The following is a 17,381-nucleotide window of genomic DNA, read 5'->3' on the forward strand; positions in this document are numbered from 1 at the left end:
CGCGATTTATTGCAACGACTCTTATTCATTCTTTACTCGGCGAGCAGCTTCGCTATCACAGAGTTGCCCGCCGCAGGAGTCAGCGCGTGACGACAGATAGCCTCGTTATACCCAAGCCCGGCAATACCGTGATCCGCATCGGCGGCGATGCGCGCCCCTGGATCGCCGGCTTCCGCTGCGACGTCTGCGGCGCCGCGGTGACCGAGCGGACGATGGCCTGCCGCGCCTGCGCGAGCCGGACCCCGCCGGCCGAATTCCGCGCGGTCGAGACCGGCAGGCTGCACACCTGGTCGGTGGTCCATCGCTCCTATCCGGGCGTGGCCGTGCCCTTCGTCTCGGCGATCGTCGATCTCGACGACGGGCTGACGCTCAAAGGCACCTTGCGCGGGGTCGATGCGGATGCGCTGCGGCACGGCCTGCCCGTCGCGCTGGTGTTCGACGATGCCGGCGGCGCGCACGACAAGGAGGGCGTGCCCTACGTCGGCTTCCACTTCCAGCCCCGGGAGAACCAGGCATGAGCGACGTCTACATCGTCGGCGCCGACATGATCGCCTTCGGCCGATATCCTGATCGGACCTACTGGCAGCTCGGCGCCGAGGCCTCACTCGGCGCCCTCGACGACGCCGGCCTGTCGATCAAGGATATCGGCGCGATCTATGCCTCGTCGTGCTTCAACGCGCAGTCGATGCTCGGCCAGAAGGTGCTCAAAGAGATCGGCCAGACGGGCGTGCCCTGCATCAACGTCTCGAACGCCTGCGCCTCGGGCGCGACCGCGGTGCGCGAGGCCTTCATCGGCATCAAGAGCGGGATCTACGACGCCGTGCTCGCCGTGGGTTCGGAAAAGAACCCGCGCGGCATGCTCGGCGGAGCGCCATTTGAAGGTCCGCCGCCCGAAGGGCTGTTCGGTTCGGAATCGATGCCCGCGGTCTTCGCCGAGGCAGGCATGGTCCACGCCGCGGCCTATGGCACGACGCTCGAACAGTTCGCCCAGGTCGCGGTCAAGAACCACCACCACGCGACGATGAATCCCAAGGCCGCCTACCGCAAGGAGACGCCGCTCGAGGAAGTGCTCGCCAGCGAGATGATCGCCTGGCCGCTGACCAAGCTGATGTGCTCGGCCAACGTCGACGGTGCCGCCGCGCTGGTCCTCGTCTCGGAGAAGAAGGCGCGCGAGATCGGCATGAGCCGCGCTGTGCGCGTGCGCGCCTCGATGCTCGTCTCCGATCCCTACGAGCCACGCAATCCGGTGATGTTCGACTGCAATTCCGTGACGCGCCTGGCCGCCGCCAAGGCCTACGAGATGGCCGGGCTCGGCCCGCAGGACCTCGACCTCGTCGAACTCCATGACTGCTTCGCCACGGCCGAGATCCTCCACTACGAGAACCTGGGCCTCTGCGGCGAAGGCGAGGCGGGGCGGCTGATCGACAGCGGCGACACCGCGCTCGGCGGGCGCATCCCGGTCAACGTCTCGGGCGGGCTGCTGTCGAAGGGCCATCCGATCGGCGCCACCGGCGTCGCCAATATGGTCGAGATCGTCGAGCAGCTGCGCGGCGAGGTCGGCGCACGGCAGGTCGCCGGTGCGCGCATCGGTCTGTCGCACGTCCTCGGCTTCGGCGCTGCGGCCGGCGTCCACATCCTCGAGAAGGCATAGTCATGAGTGGACTGGCGGAAGGCTGGATCGACCTCACGGACCGGATCGCGCTCGTCACCGGCGCGGCTTCGGGCATCGGCCGGGCTTCGGCGCGCGCGTTGGCCGCGGCAGGGGCAACGGTGCTGGCGCTCGACTTCAACGAAGCGGGCGCCGCAGAGACTGCCGATCTGATCCGCGCCGACGGCGGCGAGGCCACGGCCCGCGCGCTCGACGTGACCGACGAGGATGCCTGGACCGCGCTGGGCGATTGGATCGCCGAGACCTGGGACAGGATCGACGTGTTGGTCAACAGCGCCGGCGTCGCACGCTTCGACCGGATCGAAGAAGGCATGAGCCGGACCTACCGCGAGGCTTTCGCGGTCAACGTCGACGGCTCGCTGTTCGGCATGGCCATGGCGCTGCGCTTCATGCGGCCCGCGGGCAAGGGCGCGATCGTCAACATCTCGTCGACCGCCTCGCTCAAGGGCAATCCGGGCATGGCCTCCTACGGCGCGAGCAAGGCCGCGATCTCGCACTTCACGCGGAGCGCCGCGCTCGAATGCATGCGCGCGGGCGGCGACATCCGCGTCAACGCCGTGCTGCCGGGCTTCACCGACACCGCGATGGCCCAGGCCGTCTACGACCAGTTCGACGACAAGCTGGGCGGCCGCGACAAGACGCTCGCGGTCTTCGCCGCCGGCCGGCCCGCTCAGCCCGATGAGATCGCCAACATGGTGCTGTTCCTCGCCTCCGACCGGGCCAGCTTCGTGTCCGGCTCCACCATTTCCGTAGACCGCGCGCAAGGTGCATAACCCGCGCGTAAGAGGACCTTTCGTGACCACCACAGATCCCCTGCTGCAGCCGTTCCAGACCCGCGGCCTGACCTTCAAGAACCGCATGGTTCACGCGCCGACGACGATGAACATGTCGGACGACCGCGGCTACGTCACCCGCCAGGCCGTGGGCGCCTACGAGGCCCTGGCAGCCGGCGGCTTCGGCGCGGTCTGCGTCGGCGCGACCTGCGTTCGCTGGGACGGACTGATCAACGAGCGCATGCTCGGCTTCTACGACGACACCTACATCATCTCGCAGCGCGAACTGGTCGAGGTGATCCACAACAACAACGCGCTCGCGGGCATCCAGCTGTTCTATGGCGGGCTGATCGTCGGCGCGGGCACCTCGTTCCCGCTCGAACCCGGCAAGGGCTGGATCCCCGGCACCGTGTCCTGGGGCCCGACCGGCAAGTACCCGATCGGCAACCAGCAGCCCGGTGTCGTCCCGACCGAGGTCTACAAGAGCCTGGTCGAAGACTATGCCCAGGCCGCGCGGCGCTCGAAGGAGGCGGGCTACGACTACGTCTCGTTCCACTTCTGCCACGGCTCGCTGCCGCACGTGACCTTGTCGCTGCTCGAAAACCAGGGTCGCAACGACGAATATGCCGACCGCTTCCTGTTCTGCGAGCAGATCATCCAGCGCACGCAGGAGCTCTGCGGCAAGGACTTCCCGCTGATCCCGCGCCTGGTCTGCGATGAGAACTTCGTCGGCGGCTACGACCTCGACTACTTCATCGAGCACTATGCGCCGCGGCTGCACGCACTGGGCATCGACGCGCTCGACTGCACCTTCGGCTCGATGCTTCCCGCCAAGAGCCGCGATCCCGAAGTCAATTCGGGCGAGATCATCGGCGGCGGCTTCTACGTGCCCAACCTCGTGACCCTGCCCTATATCGAGCGCATGCGCGAAGGCCTGAAGGCGCGCGACATCGACATGCCGCTGATGGGATCGTGCAACATCAACACGCCCGACCAGATGCGCACGATGATCGGCGACGGTGCCGCCGATTTCTTCGCCTCGTGCCGCCAGTCGCTCGACGATCCCGACTTCCCGCGCAAGATCGCCGAGGGCCGCGAGGACGAGATCCGCAAGTCGACGCGCACCGGAGCATCGCTGCTCCAAGGCAACATCTTCGGCAAGGGCGTCGCCGGCTCGGCGCAGAACGCCGCTTTCGGCCGCGACCGCGAATACCGCCTGGTCCCGACCAACCGCCCCAAGCGCGTACTGATCGCGGGCGGCGGCTCGGGCGGTCTCGAATATGCGCTGACCGCACACGAGATCGGCCACAAGGTCACGGTCTACGAGAAGTCCGACCGGCTCGGCGGCGTGCTCAACTGGGCGGGCAACTATCGCACGCTGCGCAATGTCGAACAGATCGCCTACCAGCCCGAGTGGTTCCGCACGATGATCGCCAAGCGCGGTGTCGAGGTGCGGCTCGGCGAGGAACTGACCGTCGAACGCATTCTGGCCGAGAAGCCCGACGTCGTCGTCGTCGCAACGGGTGCCAAGGCCGCGCTGCCCGAGGTCTCGGGCCTCGGCTCGGCGCTCGACAGTGGCTTCGCGCGGACGATCGACAGCGTCCTCGGCGAACGCGGCCGGCCGCTGGGCGAGGGGCCGATCGTCGTCTGGGGCGGGGCCGAAGGCATCGAGCTGGCGCTCGATCTCGCGCGATCGGGCCGCCAGGTCCGCCTGCTCGACCCCCGCGCCAAGTTCGCGCCGGCCGCCTACATCGGCTCGCGCGCGCGCTACGTCATGCTCTGGGCCGGACAGGCCGGGCTCGCGCCCGAGACCGAGGTCGAACTGACCGAAGTGGGGGAGGGCACGATCGTGGTCCGCCACGGCGATGGTCGCAGCGAGACTATTGCCGCCGCGCATCTGATCCTCGCGCCGGGCCGTGTCGCGCACGATCCGCTGTCGCGCGCGCTGCTCGGTTCGGGCATCGAGGTTCAGGTCGTCGGCGACGCCCGTAGCCCCCGATCCTACGGCAATGCGATACACGAAAGCGCATATCTCGCCCGGCGTTTGTGATCGGCACAGAAAATGCAACGCAGTCGATGAAAATATGCAATTGAGGGGCTTGTCTCGAACACGAAAATTGATCATTTGCGCGCCGCCGCGTTGCATTATCGCCAGCGCAAGCACGCTTTTCCGCCGTTAGCGAGGTAGAATGTTGGACAAGGTCGCCCCGCCTTCGAAGAAGGCTTCTGCCGTTTCCACCCGCGCCAAGGCACCGCCGAAGCGCAAGCGCAACCGTGCTGGACGTCCGACCGCGGACGAGCTCGAACGGCGCAAGCTCAAGGTCATGGAAGTCGCGACCGACATGTTCGTCAACCGCGGCTATGCGGCGACGACCCTGCTCGACATCGCCAAGGTCGCCGGCGTCGCCACACGCACGCTCTACCAGCACTTCGGCGACAAGGAGGCCATCTTCCAGGAGGTGATCTTCGCGCGCGACACGGCCAAGATCGACAAGCCCGTGTTCGAGCCCGGCGATGACCTGGTCTCGGCGCTGCGCAAGGCCGCGCACTATTCGTCGCAGGTCGCGCTGCGCGAACGCTCGATCGAGCTGATGCGCCTGATGATCGCCGAGTCCGCGCGTTTCCCCGAGCTGATGAGCTCGGTCGCCACGGCGATCTTCTCGCGCTTCACGCGCAACGTCGCGCAGCTGTTCACCCAGCTCGCCGAGAACGGCCTGATCCCCGAGGGCGATCACGACCAGTCGGCCGAGCTGTTCATCGACCTGATGCTCGGCCAGCGCACGGTCATGATCTATTTCGGCTGGGCCCAGGCGACGCCGACCGAGGCCGACATCGAGGCCAAGATCGAACTGTTCATCAAGGGCCGCTTCGGTGGCATCGAGAGCGCCGCGAAGCCGGACAAGAAGGCATCGAAGAAGAAGGCGTGATCGCGTAATCGTGACCACGATATAACCGGCCGGGGGCGTTTGAACTGCCCTCGTCCGGCCATCCCGGCTAGAACGCGTTAAAACATCACGCATTCGCCGGGACGAGGAATGACCACGCTGGAATCGCGCATCGCCGACTACCTCGGGCACCGCATGCCCGCGGCCAAGAACGTCCAGATCGACGATCTCGCCCGCATCCACGGCGGCTCCAGCCAGGAGACCTTCCGCTTCCGCGCGCGGTGGCAGGATGACCGGGGCGACCAGGAACGCCGCCTGATCCTGCGCCGCGCGCCCGAGGCCGGGCTGGTCAACGCCGAGCGCGATCTCGAATTCAACGTCTATTCGGCGCTCGCCGGGCGCGGCGTGCCCGTACCGACCGCGCACTGGCTCGAGCTCGACCCGCAATGGCTCGACCGGCCGTTCTTCATCATGGACCTGATGCCCGGCAAGCCCGGCCACTTCTTCCATTCGAACGATCCCTATGAAGGCCAGGGCGAGACGGTCGGCCGCAACTTCTGGCGGCATCTGGGCACCCTGGCGGCGCAGGACCACCGCGCGCTCGGGCTCACGGGCCTGCGCGGCGGCGAGGCCGACGGCGCCTACTGGCAACGCGAACTCGATCATTGGGAAGCGGCGCTCGATGCGGGCGAGGCCGTGGTCGAGCCGATCGTGCGCGGCGTCATCCGCTGGTTGCGGCGCAATCCGCCACCCGCCGCCGCCAAACCGGCGATCGTCCACGGCGACTACCGCTGCGGCAACTTCCTGTTCGTGCCCGACGGCACGATCAGCGCGGTACTCGACTGGGAGATGTGCCACGTCGGCGATCCGCTCGAGGACGTGGCCTGGGCGCTCAACCCGATGTGGTCGGTCGAAAAGCACCTGCCGCTCGACGAAGGCCTTGCGCTCTGGGAACAGGCGAGCGGCCTGACCCTCGACCGCGCGGCGCTCGACTGGTGGCGGCTCTTCGCCACGGTCAAGGCCTGTGGGCTCTGGACCACGGCCGAGGCGAGCTTCGAGGACGGCACGAGCCGCGAGATGATCGTCGCGCTGACCGCGCTGCGCGCCAACCACTTCCACCGCAAGGAAATGCTCGAACGTATGGAACGCCTGGGCGCGATGGGGAGTGTGGGGGCATGAAGCTGACCGGAGCCACCGTCCTCGAAGGCGTGATCGACGCGCTGCGCGACCAGGTCGCGCCGCAACTGAACGACGCTTTCGCCGCTGACGCCGCGCGCATGGCGCAGTCGCTGATCGCGATCGTCGGCCGCGCCGGCGACGACGCCGTCGCGATCCGCGTCGCCGAGAACGCGCACATCCGCGAGCTGCTCGGGCAGGGCGGACTGGCGGCAGCCGCGGCCTCGAAGGATCCAGGCTTGCGGATCAGCGAACTGGATGCCGAGAACAGCCGGTTGCGGACGCTGCTGGTCGAGCTTCATGCAAGGGTCGAGCTTGAGGACGACATCGAGGCCCGCGAGCTCGACCAGGCCATCTGGCGCGCTTTGCGGGACTTCGAAATGGCGCGCGCGCCGCGGGGGTAGGACGTTTCGAAAGACGCTGAAAGGAATGATTTTTCTGGTGTATTCACCCCCGTAACCTATGTTGAATCCGCCTCTTCCTTGTCAGCGGCAAACTATCCCACAATGGATCAGCGAGCGAGTTAACGCACCCGTACCTCTTTTGGGTCGGGGTTAGCGGGATCATACGGCTGATAGAACACGTTTGTCAGATACACATGCTCAGAACCGGCACCGCAAGCTACCTTGAATTCGTCATCAATCTGCTGCTGAGTCCTCATGGCCTTACCCCCACGCACAAACATAGTGTCCTTTCCGTTCAAGTTCATGATTATATTGGCGACGGCAAAGGGGCGGACATGGATGCTTTCATCCTTGAAGACCTCTATCTCCTTGCTGGAGGCTCCCTGAACAACATAGTGATACATCGCATACACGCCGGCTTGCCCGTATTCCGTTACAGTTGGCGCAATCTTTAAAGGGCAAGCTCGTGTTAGCTTGAGCGGACCATTGGCTTCCGGCTTCCAACGCACGCATCCAGCGGCTGATGCCGCGAGCAAGATTGAGCCTATTGCTTTTAAAGCGACAAATGGAGCTTTCCTCATGGGCTTTCACTAACGCAAGACCGTTAACGGCGACTTCCTCGTGCGCGCGAAAACGAATTGTCTACCGCCAGAAAATTTTCGGCCCATGATCGCGGAATGGCCGAGCCGAGAGAGGTCGTTGGCCAACACGTTACGCCACCGCTGCAGCGCGTTCTGCAGACTGAAACTCCGGTCATTCTTCCACATCGATCATGGCCCTGACTACCGGCCGACTAGAAATTTGCGAGCATGTGAGCCTAACGATTCCTCAGCCAATAGTAACAGCTATCTACCCTCGCGCCGGCAGCTTCAGCAGCTTCGCCGCGTTATCGTAGAGGAACTTCCCCCAGACCTCGTCCTTGAACGGCACCGCGTCCATCTCGGCGAAGATGCGCGAGAGTTCGAGGCCCATAGGGAAATAGCCGCCGTAGAGCACCTTGTCGGCGCCGCGCGAGTTGGCGAACTTGATGATCGCCTCGGGCCAGTATTTCGGCGCGAAGGCGCTGGTCGAGTAGTAGAGGTTCGGCCACTTGAGCAGCAGCTTGACCGCCAGGTCCTCGTCAGGCTCAGCGCCGTGGCGCATGACCACCTTGAGCTCGGGCAGATCGTAGGCGACCTCGTCGAGGTGGCCGACCCATTGCGGCATCATCGGCACGCGCGGGCCGGGCACGCCGACGTTGATGAAGATCGGCAGGTCCAGTTCGATGCACTTGGCATAGATCGGATAGGCCTTCTTGTCGTTGATCGGCACCGGCGGGTTCTGGCCCGAGGGGAAGAACGACACGCCGCGCAGCAGTCCGGCGTCGTATTCGCGCTGGATCAGGCGGACCGCATCCATGCCCTTGTTGGGATCGACCGGGCGGATCGCGACGAAGCGGTCGGCATGGCGGCGCAGCGCTTCCTCGGCGCGGTCGTCGGACATGTGGATCACGCCGACGCGGACGTTGTGCTGGTCCATCTGCGCCAGGGTCTCGGCGATCGAGGCGAGGCGATCGTCGCCTTCGCCGATCTCGTCGGGAATCACCTTGAACATGTATTCGGCCGGGTGCGTCTTCCACTCGGTCTTGAGCGATGCGACACCCATCTGATGCGTGTCGCGGAAGCCGATCAGCGTGTCGATCACGGGAATATCGCGGGGACGTGGCACTGTTCGGCTTTCCTCTGGTATCTTCGCTGGCAGCGGTATTGCAACAGGCGTGGAGTATTGTAAAGCCGAGTGGGCGGTGCGCTGTATCGCCGGGAGAATGGACGCGTGAATTTCGACTATACCGACGATCAGAAAGCTTTGAAGGACGAAGCACGCCGCTTCCTCTCCGCCGTATCGCCCTTGAGCGTGGTGCGTACGGCGCTGGAGAATCCCGACGCGGGTTACGACCGCGCGCTTTGGCAGCGGATTGGCGAGCAGGGCTGGTGCGGCGCCGCGATCCCCGAGGAATATGGCGGCATCGGCATGGGCCACGTCGAGCTCTGTGCTCTGGCCGAAGAGCTCGGCCGCGCGGTCGCACCGGTGCCTTTCGCCTCGACCGTCTACCTTTTCGCCGAGGCGCTGCTGCTCGGCGGCTCGGACGCGCAGAAGAGCGAACTGCTGCCGCAGGTGGCCATGGGCGCGCTGATCGGCACCTTGGCCGTTTCCGAAGGTCCGGGCGTGCTCGTGCCCGATCGCGTGGCGACGCGCTTCGCCGGCGGCAGGCTGACCGGCACGAAGCTCCCCGTCACCGACGGCATGGCGGCGGATCGCGCCGTGGTCCTGGCCTCGTCGGACGAGGGGCCGGGACTCTACCTCGTCGACCTCACCGGCGCCGGCGTCGAACGCCGCCTTGTCTCGACGATCGATCCCACGCGCGGTGCGGCCGAGATCGTGTTCCGCGATGCCCCCGCAGAGCCGCTCGTCGGCGGGCTCGGCCTGCTCGCGCAGGTACAGGACAGGGCCGCCGTGCTGCTGGCCTTCGAACAGCTCGGCGGGGCCGATCGCTGCCTCGAGATGGCGCGCGACTATGCGCTCGAACGCTATGCCTTCGGCCGGCCGATCGGCTCGTACCAGGCGATCAAGCACAAGCTCGCCGACGTCTTCGTGCGCAACGAGGTGGCGCGGGCCAATGCCTATTACGGCGCCTGGGCGCTCTCGACCGGTGCGCCCGAACTGCCACTGGCCGCCGCCGCGGCGCGGGTCGCGGGATCGGGCGCCTACCTGCTGGCCTCGCGCGAGAACATCCAGACCCACGGCGGCATCGGCTTCACCTGGGAGGCCGACTGTCACTTCTTCTACCGCCGCGCGCGGCATCTCGGGCTGATCCTCGGTGCACCGCGCGACTGGAAGCGCCGGGTCGCCGACCGGCTCGAGTTGAAGCTTGCTCTGGAGACCGCAGCATGAACTTCGACGACACCCCCGAAGAGGCTGCCTACCGCGCCACGGTCCGCGCCTGGATCGCCGCCAATGCGCCCGATCTGAGCCGGCTCTCGCCCGAGGAACGCCGCAACTGGCACCCGGCGCACAAGGAGGTCGCGCGTCAGTGGCAGGCGACCAAGGCCGATGCCGGCTATGCTTGCCTGTCCTGGCCGAAGGAGCAGGGCGGGGCCGGCGGCAGCGCGATCGAGGAGGCGATCTTCAACCAGGAAGAGAACCGCGCGGGCCTGCAGTTCACCTATTTCATGACCGGGCTGCACATGCTGCTGCCCGCGCTGATGGAGCACAACAAGGACGCGGCCTCGCTCGCGCGCGTTCCTCCCGCGGTGCGCGGTGAGGAGATCTGGTGCCAGCTGTTCTCCGAACCCGCGAGCGGGTCGGACTCGGCCGGCGTGCGCTGCGCCGCCGTGAAGGACGGCGACGAGTGGGTCATAAACGGCCAGAAGGTGTGGAACAGCGGCGCGCAGATCGCCGACTACGGCATGCTCGTCGCGCGCACCGATCCCGACGTGCCCAAGCACAAGGGCCTGACCGTGTTCTGGCTCGACATGAAGACGCCCGGCGTCGAAGTCCGGCCGATCCGCATGATGTCGGGCGACAACGAGCTCAACGAGGTCTTCCTCACCGACGTGCGCATTCCCGACAGCCAGCGCGTGGGCGAACTCGGCGGCGGCTGGAAGGTCATCATCTCGACCCTGATGAACGAGCGCGCCGCGCTAGGTTCGGGTACCGGGCTCAACTGGCGCGACGTGATGAAGCTGGCGGGCCAAGTCGCCTCGTGGGACGGCACGGCGCTGGAGGATCCCGCCTTCCGCGAATGGCTGGCCGATCTCTACGTCGATGCCGAGGCGATCCGGCTGCTGTCGTTCCGCACCTTGACCTCGCTGTCGAAGGGCGCGGCGCCGGGGCCCGAGGGCTCGGCCGGCAAGCTGCTCTGGTCGAACCTCGCGCAGACCCTGACCGACAAGGCGCTCGACGTGCTCGACCATGCGGGGTTGATGGACGATCCCGACGAGGCGCTGCTGGGCGGCGCCTTCCAGCACCGCTTCCTCTGGGCGCCGGGGCTGCGCCTGGGCGGCGGCACCGACGAGATCATGAAGAACATCATCGCCGAACGCGTGCTGGGCCTTCCGGGCGACGTGCGCGTCGACAAGACCGTGCCCTTCCGTGAGATTCCCAACGGGCGATGATCCGAGCTTGGACATCGTCGCCACGTTTTGACCTCGCGGCATGCTCACGATAGAATGACATTTGCCTGATTCATTATGAGTCGGAGCCAGGAGTTGACGATGGACGCAGCCACTTCTCCCCTCGATCGCGGCTTTGCCAAGCTGCCGATCCCCTTCGGCTGGTTCGCCGTGGCGACCTCGGGCGAAATCGCGCCGGGCGAGATCAAGACGCTGCGCTATTTCGGCACCGAATTCGTCCTCTGGCGCGGCCATGACGGCAAGGCCAACGTGGTCGATCCGTTCTGCCCGCATCTCGGCGCCCATCTCGGCGTCGCCAGCGAGGTCGTCGGCAACGACCTGCGCTGCGGCTTCCACCACTGGTCGTTCGACGGCCAGGGCCGCGTTACCGACATTCCCTATACCGACGTGATCCCGCCCCAGGCCAAGCGCGGCTGCCTGCCGACCTGGCCCGTCAGCGAGAGCGACGGCGTGATCTACGTCTGGTACCATCCGAAGAAGGTCGCGCCGAAGTGGGACGTCGTGCGCCTGCCCGAATGCCCCGACGGCGACTGGGTGCTCCATTCGACCTACGACTGGGTGATCGACATCCACGTCCAGGAAATCACCGAGAACGGCCAGGACCACGCGCACTTCAACGCGGTCCACGGAGTGCCCTTCGCGCCCAAGGGCGAGTTCAAGATCGACGGCTGGACGCGGCGCAACACCGTCGTCGCCGAGATGAACACGCCGCGTGGGCCGATGACCGGCAAGATCGACACCACCGCGGTCGGGCCCGGCCAGTCGATGGTCGAATACATCGACGTCTGCCACGTCGTGCAGGCGCAGCAGGTCACGCCGATCGATGCCGAGCACACCCATATGCGCTGGCAGATGTTCACCCCACCGAACATCTCCGAAGGCAAGGCGCGCGTCACCGCCGCGCGTATCCGCGACCTGGTCAAGCAGGTGACCCAGGACATTCCGATCTGGAACGCCAAGCGCTTCCAGGAGCAGCCTATGCTGGTCAAGGGCGACGGTCCGCTGCTCGCCTATCGCCGCCAGTACGCGCGGTTCTACCAGTTCGACGATCCCGAGCCCGAGAGCGTGGCGGCATGACGGCATGACCCAGGCCATGCCGAGCGAGATCCGCGAACATGCCGCGCCGCGCGGCAAGGATACCCGCTTCGTGATCATCGGTGCCGGCATCTCGGGCGTGCTCATGGCGATCAAGCTGCTCGAGCGCGGCTATCACGACATCGTGATCCTCGAGAAAGCCGGGCGTATGGGCGGCACCTGGCGCGACAACGTCTATCCGGGCGTCGCCTGCGACGTCGCCGCGCATCTCTATTCCTATTCGTTCGCGCGCAATCCGTGGTGGAACTCGCGCTACGCCAAGGGCGCGGATATCTGGGCCTATTACCGTGGCATCGCGAACCACTACGGCGTGCTGCCGCTGATCCGTTACTACGCCGAAGTGCTTTCGGCCGAGTTCGGCGATGGCCTGTGGCAGGTGACCACGCGCGACGGCGAGGTCCTGATCGCGGACGTGGTGATCGCCGCCACGGGCCGGCTCCACCGCCCGGTCATGCCCGAAATCGAAGGGCTCGACAGCTTTGCCGGCGCGCTGTTCCACACCGCGCGCTGGGACCAGTCGGTCGAACTCGCGGGCAAGCGCGTCGGCGTGATCGGCACCGGATCGAGCGCGACGCAGATCGTAACCGCACTGGCGGGCAAGGTCGAGCGGCTGTCGCTGTTCCAGCGCACCGCGCAATGGGTGTTTCCGGTCAAGGACACGCCCAATTCGTGGTGGACCAAGCTCCGCTTCTGGCTCTCCAAGCGGCGTTGGGACGACTATTATCGCCAGCTTCGCAGCGAAACCGAAGCCCGCGGCAAGGCGGCGACCAGCACGGTCGAGGGGCGCGCCGCGCGCGACCAGGTCTGCCACGATGCGCTCGCCGGCATCCGCGATCCCGAACTGCGCGCCAAGCTGACGCCCGACTATGCCGTCGGCTGCAAGCGGCTCGTCTTCTCGGACGGTTTCTACGAGGCGGTCCAGCACCCGAGCGTCGACGTGGTGGTCGATCCGATCGCCCACGTCGTGCGCGAGGGCGTGGTCACCGAGAGCGGCAAGCTGCACGAACTCGACGTGCTGGCGCTGGCGACGGGCTTCGACGCGCACGCCTATCTACGGCCGATGCAGGTGATGGGCGAGGGCGGGGTATCGCTCGACGAGGTCTGGCGCGACCTGCCGCTGTCCTATCGCTCGATCATGATCCCGCACATGCCCAACTTTCTCATGATCAACGGGCCCTATTCGCCCGGCGGTACCTCATCGGTGGTCGGCATCGCCGAGGCGCAGGTCGACTATATCCTCCAGCTGATCGACCGCATCGTCGAGCAGCAGGTCCAGATCGCACCGCGCGAGGAACCGGCGCGCGCCTGGCTCGACGGGATCCGGGCAAAGGCCAAGGATTCGGTCTGGGGCAACGGCGGCTGCCAGTCGTGGTACCTCGACAAGACGGGTACGCCGACGCTCGACACCAGCACTCTGTCCGAACTGCAGGAGCAACTCGCCGACGTGCAATGGAGCGATTTCATCGAGCGGCCGAGATAGGATGGCGCGGGTCCAGGCCAACGGCATCACGATCGAATACGAGATTTCCGGGCCGGCCGACGGCCCGGTCCTGCTGATGATCCACGGGGTCGGCGCGCAGCTGATCCGCTGGTCTCCGGGACTGATCGAAAGGTTCGAGCGCGCCGGCTTCCGCACCCTGCGCTTCGACAATCGCGACATCGGCCTGTCGAGCCACATGGACCATCTCGGCCTGCCTGACATCGCCGCCGCGGTGGCCGCGCGGCAGGCGGGCGAAGAGCCGGTGCTGCCCTATACGCTGTCCGACATGGCGGCCGACACGATCGGCCTGCTCGACGCGCTGGGCCTGGGTGAAGTGCATGTCCTCGGGGTCTCGCTCGGCGGCATGATCGCGCAGGTCCTGGCGATCGAACACCCTGCGCGCGTGCGCTCGCTGGCGCTGTTCATGACGCAGAGCGGCAATATCGACCTGCCGCCCTCGCAGCCCGAGGCCATGGCGATCCTGTCGCAACCAGCGCCCGATCCGGCGCGCGACCGCGAGGCCTTTCTCACGCACCAGGTGAAGCTCAATCGCGCTCTGGGAAGCCCGCTCTATCGAGCGCCCGAGGACGAGCTGCGCACGTTCGCCGGCCTGTCCGCGGATCGTGCCTACAACCCCGCCGGCCCGGCTCGCCAGCTCGCGGCGGCGCGTGGGTCGGCCGATCGCCGGCCGGCCTTGCGTGAACTCGCGGTGCCGACGCTCGTCGTTCACGGTGCCGACGATCCGCTGATCCGGCGCGAGGCCGGGCTCGATCTCGCGCAGAGCATTCCCGGGGCCTGGCTGCTCGAAGTGGGCGGCATGGGGCACGACTTGCCGGGCGACCTGCTCGACCTCTTCGCCGCCAACGTGCTCGCGAACTGCGCTCGCGCCGCCTGAGCGTTCCACGCTAAAACACAAACCCGTCATCCCCGCGAAAGCGGGGATCCATCTCCCACGACCTCCACGACCGCTACGGCAGAGTTCGGTGGCGGGACTGGAGATGGATCCCCGCCTTCGCGGGGATGACGATAATGGGGTGAGGATGACGATTAGGGGAGGGCTCTCCGCCCCCAAAAACAACGCCCGGGCCTTTCGACCCGGGCGCGCTTCCTTCTGCGGGGGAAGCTCAGAAATCGAGGATGAAGTCCACGCCCCAGGTCCGGGCCTGCTGGTAGGAGGCATTGGCTTCGAAATCGCCGAATTGCAGGAAATACTGCGCAGAGCGGTTGTTCGTCAGGTTGCGCCCCCACAGGCCAATCTCGCCCTTGGCCGGACCGACATTGAAGTCACGCAGCGCGACGCGGCCGTTGAGGATCCAGCGCGCCTCGGTGAATTCATAAGGCGCGAAGGCCGGGGTCACGCTCGCCACGTCGGTGAACGGGATCGTCCGGTACTTGCCCTGGTAGGTGGCGTCGAGCCGGAAGAACATCGTCGCATCGTCGAACAGCGGCGGCGTGACGTACTGGCCGTTGAGCGAGGCGATCCACGGTGCGACGCCGGTCAGCTTGTAAGGCCGCCCCTGGGCCACCAGCGGGCTCGGGTTCTTGAGGTTGGCGTCGGTGTAGCCGACCGAGCCACCGAAGGTCAGGCCATCGGCGGGCGCGGCATTGACCTCGAGCTCGAAGCCCTTGGCGTTGACCTCGCCGTTGCTGATGACGACCACGCCCAGAGCCGCCTGGTTGACGCCGTTGAAGGTCACCACCGAGCCGCTCTGCGCCGACTGCACGTTCTTGTACTTGGCGTGCCAGAGCGCCAGGTTCACACGCAGGCGTCGGTCGAGCCATTCGGACTTGAGGCCCACTTCCTGCGACAGCACGGTCTCGGGCTCGAAGCTGATCTGGCCGACCGCACCACCCGACAGGAAGGCCGAGGAAATCTTGGCATAGGCCAGGACGTCGTCGTTCGGCTTGTAGTTGAGGCCCACCGAGAAGGTCGGCTTGGTCTTCTCGAAATTGAACGGGAACGAGGTGAGCGCACCCGTGCCGGTGCCGCTGACGATCTCACCGGTGCCCGTGCGGCTGCCCGAGAACACGCCGCCACGAACCAGGTCACCGCGCTTCTTGTCGCGCGTGATGCGGCCACCGGCGACGATGTCGAACTTGTCGGACAGGTGGAATTCGCCCTGGATATAGGCCGCGAGCGACGTCGCGATCGAGGTGCCGTCCTGGACATTGCCCAGCGGCAACAGTTGCGGCGTGATCGCGAAGGCGAAGTTCGGCGCCATGCCGGGCAGGCCGCTGTTGAGCTCCTTCGAGTGATACCACAGCGCACCCACGGTCAGGTCGGCGAAGTCCGAACGGTAGTTGAGCTGGGCCTCGTTGCTCCACTGATGGCCCTTGCCGTAGGAATTGCCTTCATAGCCGGCGAAGTAGGGACGTCCCGCCACGGCCGGCCCGAGCTGCGCGGCAATGTTGGCGATCGTCGCCTGGACCAGCGCGGCGTTGGCCGGATTGGCGACGTTGACGCCGGCACCCGACAGCGCGCTGATGCCCGCGAAGGTCGCATAGGGCACGACCGAACCGGCGGTGAACTCGAGCCCGCTGAGGCCCGCGATCGTCGAGGGGCCCCAGACCTCCGACTTGCGGTAGGCGGTGATGTTCTTGAACGAGAGATCGTCGGTCAGCTGCAGGTTGATCGTCAGGTTATGCCCCGACGACTTCTGGAAGCCGACCTGGCTCCAGGCGTTGTTGGTCGCGTCGGGGCGCTGGTTGCCCGGGTTGAGCACGACCGGGCCGAAGCGACCGCCACCCGCCGGCTGCGCAGCGAGGATCTGGGCCAGCATGTTGCCGGTGAACGAGGCGCCATTGATCGCCACGGGCGCGCGCGCTTCGGGATAGACGTCGCCGCTGGTCGAATCGAACTTGTAGGTCGCCGAGAAGGTGTCGCTCGGCTCGAACTTCACCGCGGCGAAGAAGTTCTCGAAATTGCGGCCGCCGAGCCATTCGGGCGAGCGCTTGAGCTGCTGGTTGGTGAAGGGGCTGGTGTAGTCGAAAGTCGTGCCCGCGCCGAGGTTGCGCACGTCGCCGCGGCGCTCGTCGTGGACATAGGTGAAGAACGCGGAGAACGGCCCGATCTGCGGCGTGTCGATCGTCGTGCGCACGCGCAGCTGATCGTAGTTCCCGACGGTGACTTCCTGGCGCCAGGCCAGCTCACCCTTCGGGTCGCGCGTCACGACGCTGATCGCGCCGGCCGTGGCGTTGCGGCCGAACAGCGTACCCTGCGGACCGCGCAGCACCTCGATGCGCTGGGTATCGGGCAGATCGAAGACCGAACCGCGCGTACCGCCGATGTAGACGCCGTCGAGATAGACCGAGATCTGACGATCCTGGCTCGGTGCCGAGGCGCTGGCGAAGACGCCGCGCATGGAGAAGGAAGGCGAACCCAGCGCGCCGGCGTTCTGGCGCGACAGCAGACCGGGGGCGAGGCCGGTGAGATCGTTGACCGAGACGACGCGGTTAGCCTGGATCGTGTCGGCGCTGAGCGCGGTCAGCGCGATCGGCACGTCCTGCGCGACCTGCTCGCGCTTCTGCGCGGTGACGACGATATCCTCGAGCCCGGTGGTCTCGCTCTGCGCCCAGGCCTGGGCCGGGATGGCGGCGATTGCGGCCAAGGTGGTCGAAAGCAGCAGTCGGCTGCGCATGTTCGTGTGGCTTTTCATGTTACCCTCTCCCTGTCTTTCCGGCCATCGGCGCGGGACGGGCAGGGGCCTTGGAACCGCACGCCGATATC

The 17,381-nt window shown here is 66.5% G+C and carries 15 protein-coding genes; 12 read left to right on the top strand and 3 right to left on the bottom strand.

All coding sequences use genetic code 11. From position 1 onward, the window contains the following. Positions 1-86: 86 nt before the first annotated feature. The 7 genes from OLX23_RS04480 to OLX23_RS04510 all read left to right on the top strand — a co-directional run bounded on the left by OLX23_RS04480 (position 87) and on the right by OLX23_RS04510 (position 6,907). Positions 87-518: a Zn-ribbon domain-containing OB-fold protein gene (locus OLX23_RS04480; RefSeq protein ID WP_264443345.1), complete on the top strand. Its 432-nt coding sequence runs from the start codon at positions 87-89 to the stop codon at positions 516-518. After that, positions 515-1,651, top strand: coding sequence for a thiolase family protein (locus OLX23_RS04485; protein ID WP_264443346.1), 1,137 nt, complete (start codon positions 515-517; stop codon positions 1,649-1,651). The genes OLX23_RS04480 and OLX23_RS04485 overlap by 4 nt, the downstream gene beginning before the upstream one ends. Positions 1,652-1,653: 2 nt before the next feature. After that, positions 1,654-2,442: an SDR family NAD(P)-dependent oxidoreductase gene (locus OLX23_RS04490; RefSeq protein ID WP_264443347.1), complete on the top strand. Its 789-nt coding sequence runs from the start codon at positions 1,654-1,656 to the stop codon at positions 2,440-2,442. Positions 2,443-2,464: 22 nt separating this feature from the next. After that, positions 2,465-4,492 (top strand): FAD-dependent oxidoreductase, encoded by a 2,028-nt coding sequence (locus tag OLX23_RS04495; protein ID WP_264443348.1) that lies wholly within the window; start codon positions 2,465-2,467, stop codon positions 4,490-4,492. A gap of 139 nt (positions 4,493-4,631) precedes the next feature. Beyond that, positions 4,632-5,369, top strand: a complete 738-nt coding sequence (locus OLX23_RS04500) for a TetR/AcrR family transcriptional regulator (protein WP_264443349.1) — start codon at positions 4,632-4,634, stop codon at positions 5,367-5,369. 108 nt (positions 5,370-5,477) lie between these two features. Next, on the top strand, positions 5,478-6,506 hold the full coding sequence (locus OLX23_RS04505; RefSeq protein ID WP_264443350.1) for a phosphotransferase family protein: 1,029 nt from the start codon (positions 5,478-5,480) through the stop codon (positions 6,504-6,506). Continuing rightward, positions 6,503-6,907 carry a hypothetical protein gene (locus OLX23_RS04510; RefSeq protein ID WP_264443351.1) on the top strand — a complete coding sequence of 135 codons (405 nt, stop codon included), beginning with the start codon at positions 6,503-6,505 and terminating at the stop codon, positions 6,905-6,907. The genes OLX23_RS04505 and OLX23_RS04510 overlap by 4 nt, the downstream gene beginning before the upstream one ends. Positions 6,908-7,026: 119 nt before the next feature. Here the strand turns inward: OLX23_RS04510 and OLX23_RS04515 are convergent, their stop codons facing one another. Both OLX23_RS04515 and OLX23_RS04520 read right to left on the bottom strand, forming a co-directional pair. After that, positions 7,027-7,488, bottom strand: coding sequence for a hypothetical protein (locus OLX23_RS04515; RefSeq protein WP_264443352.1), 462 nt, complete (start codon positions 7,486-7,488; stop codon positions 7,027-7,029). A 268-nt stretch (positions 7,489-7,756) separates the two neighbouring features. Beyond that, positions 7,757-8,614: an amidohydrolase family protein gene (locus OLX23_RS04520; RefSeq protein WP_264443353.1), complete on the bottom strand. Its 858-nt coding sequence runs from the start codon at positions 8,612-8,614 to the stop codon at positions 7,757-7,759. A 105-nt stretch (positions 8,615-8,719) separates the two neighbouring features. Between OLX23_RS04520 and OLX23_RS04525 the strand changes: the two genes are divergently transcribed. The 5 genes from OLX23_RS04525 to OLX23_RS04545 all read left to right on the top strand — a co-directional run bounded on the left by OLX23_RS04525 (position 8,720) and on the right by OLX23_RS04545 (position 14,549). Then, positions 8,720-9,838: an acyl-CoA dehydrogenase family protein gene (locus OLX23_RS04525; RefSeq protein WP_264443354.1), complete on the top strand. Its 1,119-nt coding sequence runs from the start codon at positions 8,720-8,722 to the stop codon at positions 9,836-9,838. Further along, on the top strand, positions 9,835-11,061 hold the full coding sequence (locus tag OLX23_RS04530) for an acyl-CoA dehydrogenase family protein (RefSeq protein WP_264443356.1): 1,227 nt from the start codon (positions 9,835-9,837) through the stop codon (positions 11,059-11,061). Before OLX23_RS04525 ends, OLX23_RS04530 begins: the two co-directional genes overlap by 4 nt. Positions 11,062-11,160: 99 nt before the next feature. Beyond that, on the top strand, positions 11,161-12,156 hold the full coding sequence (locus OLX23_RS04535) for a Rieske 2Fe-2S domain-containing protein (protein ID WP_264443357.1): 996 nt from the start codon (positions 11,161-11,163) through the stop codon (positions 12,154-12,156). A 4-nt stretch (positions 12,157-12,160) separates the two neighbouring features. Next, the gene (locus OLX23_RS04540; RefSeq protein ID WP_264443358.1) at positions 12,161-13,654 is read left to right on the top strand and encodes a flavin-containing monooxygenase; all 1,494 of its coding nucleotides are present in this window, start codon (positions 12,161-12,163) and stop codon (positions 13,652-13,654) included. Between the two features lies 1 nt (position 13,655). Then, positions 13,656-14,549 (top strand): alpha/beta fold hydrolase, encoded by an 894-nt coding sequence (locus OLX23_RS04545; RefSeq protein ID WP_264443359.1) that lies wholly within the window; start codon positions 13,656-13,658, stop codon positions 14,547-14,549. A gap of 229 nt (positions 14,550-14,778) precedes the next feature. Here OLX23_RS04545 and OLX23_RS04550 read toward each other — a convergent pair whose 3' ends face one another. Further along, positions 14,779-17,310, bottom strand: a complete 2,532-nt coding sequence (locus OLX23_RS04550; RefSeq protein ID WP_264443360.1) for a TonB-dependent receptor — start codon at positions 17,308-17,310, stop codon at positions 14,779-14,781. Positions 17,311-17,381 lie beyond the last annotated feature (71 nt).

It is taken from the genome of Novosphingobium sp. JCM 18896, from assembly GCF_025938095.1.
Lineage (GTDB): Bacteria > Pseudomonadota > Alphaproteobacteria > Sphingomonadales > Sphingomonadaceae > Novosphingobium.

Excerpts from the sequence above, each read along its gene's own strand:
- OLX23_RS04505 (WP_264443350.1), top strand. The coding sequence starts at position 5,478 with ATGACCACGCTGGAATCGCGCATCGCCGACTACCTCGGGCACCGCATG.
- OLX23_RS04540 (WP_264443358.1), top strand. The coding sequence starts at position 12,161 with ATGACCCAGGCCATGCCGAGCGAGATCCGCGAACATGCCGCGCCGCGC.
- OLX23_RS04545 (WP_264443359.1), top strand. The coding sequence starts at position 13,656 with ATGGCGCGGGTCCAGGCCAACGGCATCACGATCGAATACGAGATTTCC.
- OLX23_RS04530 (WP_264443356.1), top strand. The coding sequence starts at position 9,835 with ATGAACTTCGACGACACCCCCGAAGAGGCTGCCTACCGCGCCACGGTC.
- OLX23_RS04485 (WP_264443346.1), top strand. The coding sequence starts at position 515 with ATGAGCGACGTCTACATCGTCGGCGCCGACATGATCGCCTTCGGCCGA.
- OLX23_RS04490 (WP_264443347.1), top strand. The coding sequence starts at position 1,654 with ATGAGTGGACTGGCGGAAGGCTGGATCGACCTCACGGACCGGATCGCG.
- OLX23_RS04535 (WP_264443357.1), top strand. The coding sequence starts at position 11,161 with ATGGACGCAGCCACTTCTCCCCTCGATCGCGGCTTTGCCAAGCTGCCG.
- OLX23_RS04500 (WP_264443349.1), top strand. The coding sequence starts at position 4,632 with ATGTTGGACAAGGTCGCCCCGCCTTCGAAGAAGGCTTCTGCCGTTTCC.
- OLX23_RS04550 (WP_264443360.1), bottom strand. The coding sequence starts at position 17,310 with ATGAAAAGCCACACGAACATGCGCAGCCGACTGCTGCTTTCGACCACC.
- OLX23_RS04515 (WP_264443352.1), bottom strand. The coding sequence starts at position 7,488 with ATGAGGAAAGCTCCATTTGTCGCTTTAAAAGCAATAGGCTCAATCTTG.
- OLX23_RS04510 (WP_264443351.1), top strand. The coding sequence starts at position 6,503 with ATGAAGCTGACCGGAGCCACCGTCCTCGAAGGCGTGATCGACGCGCTG.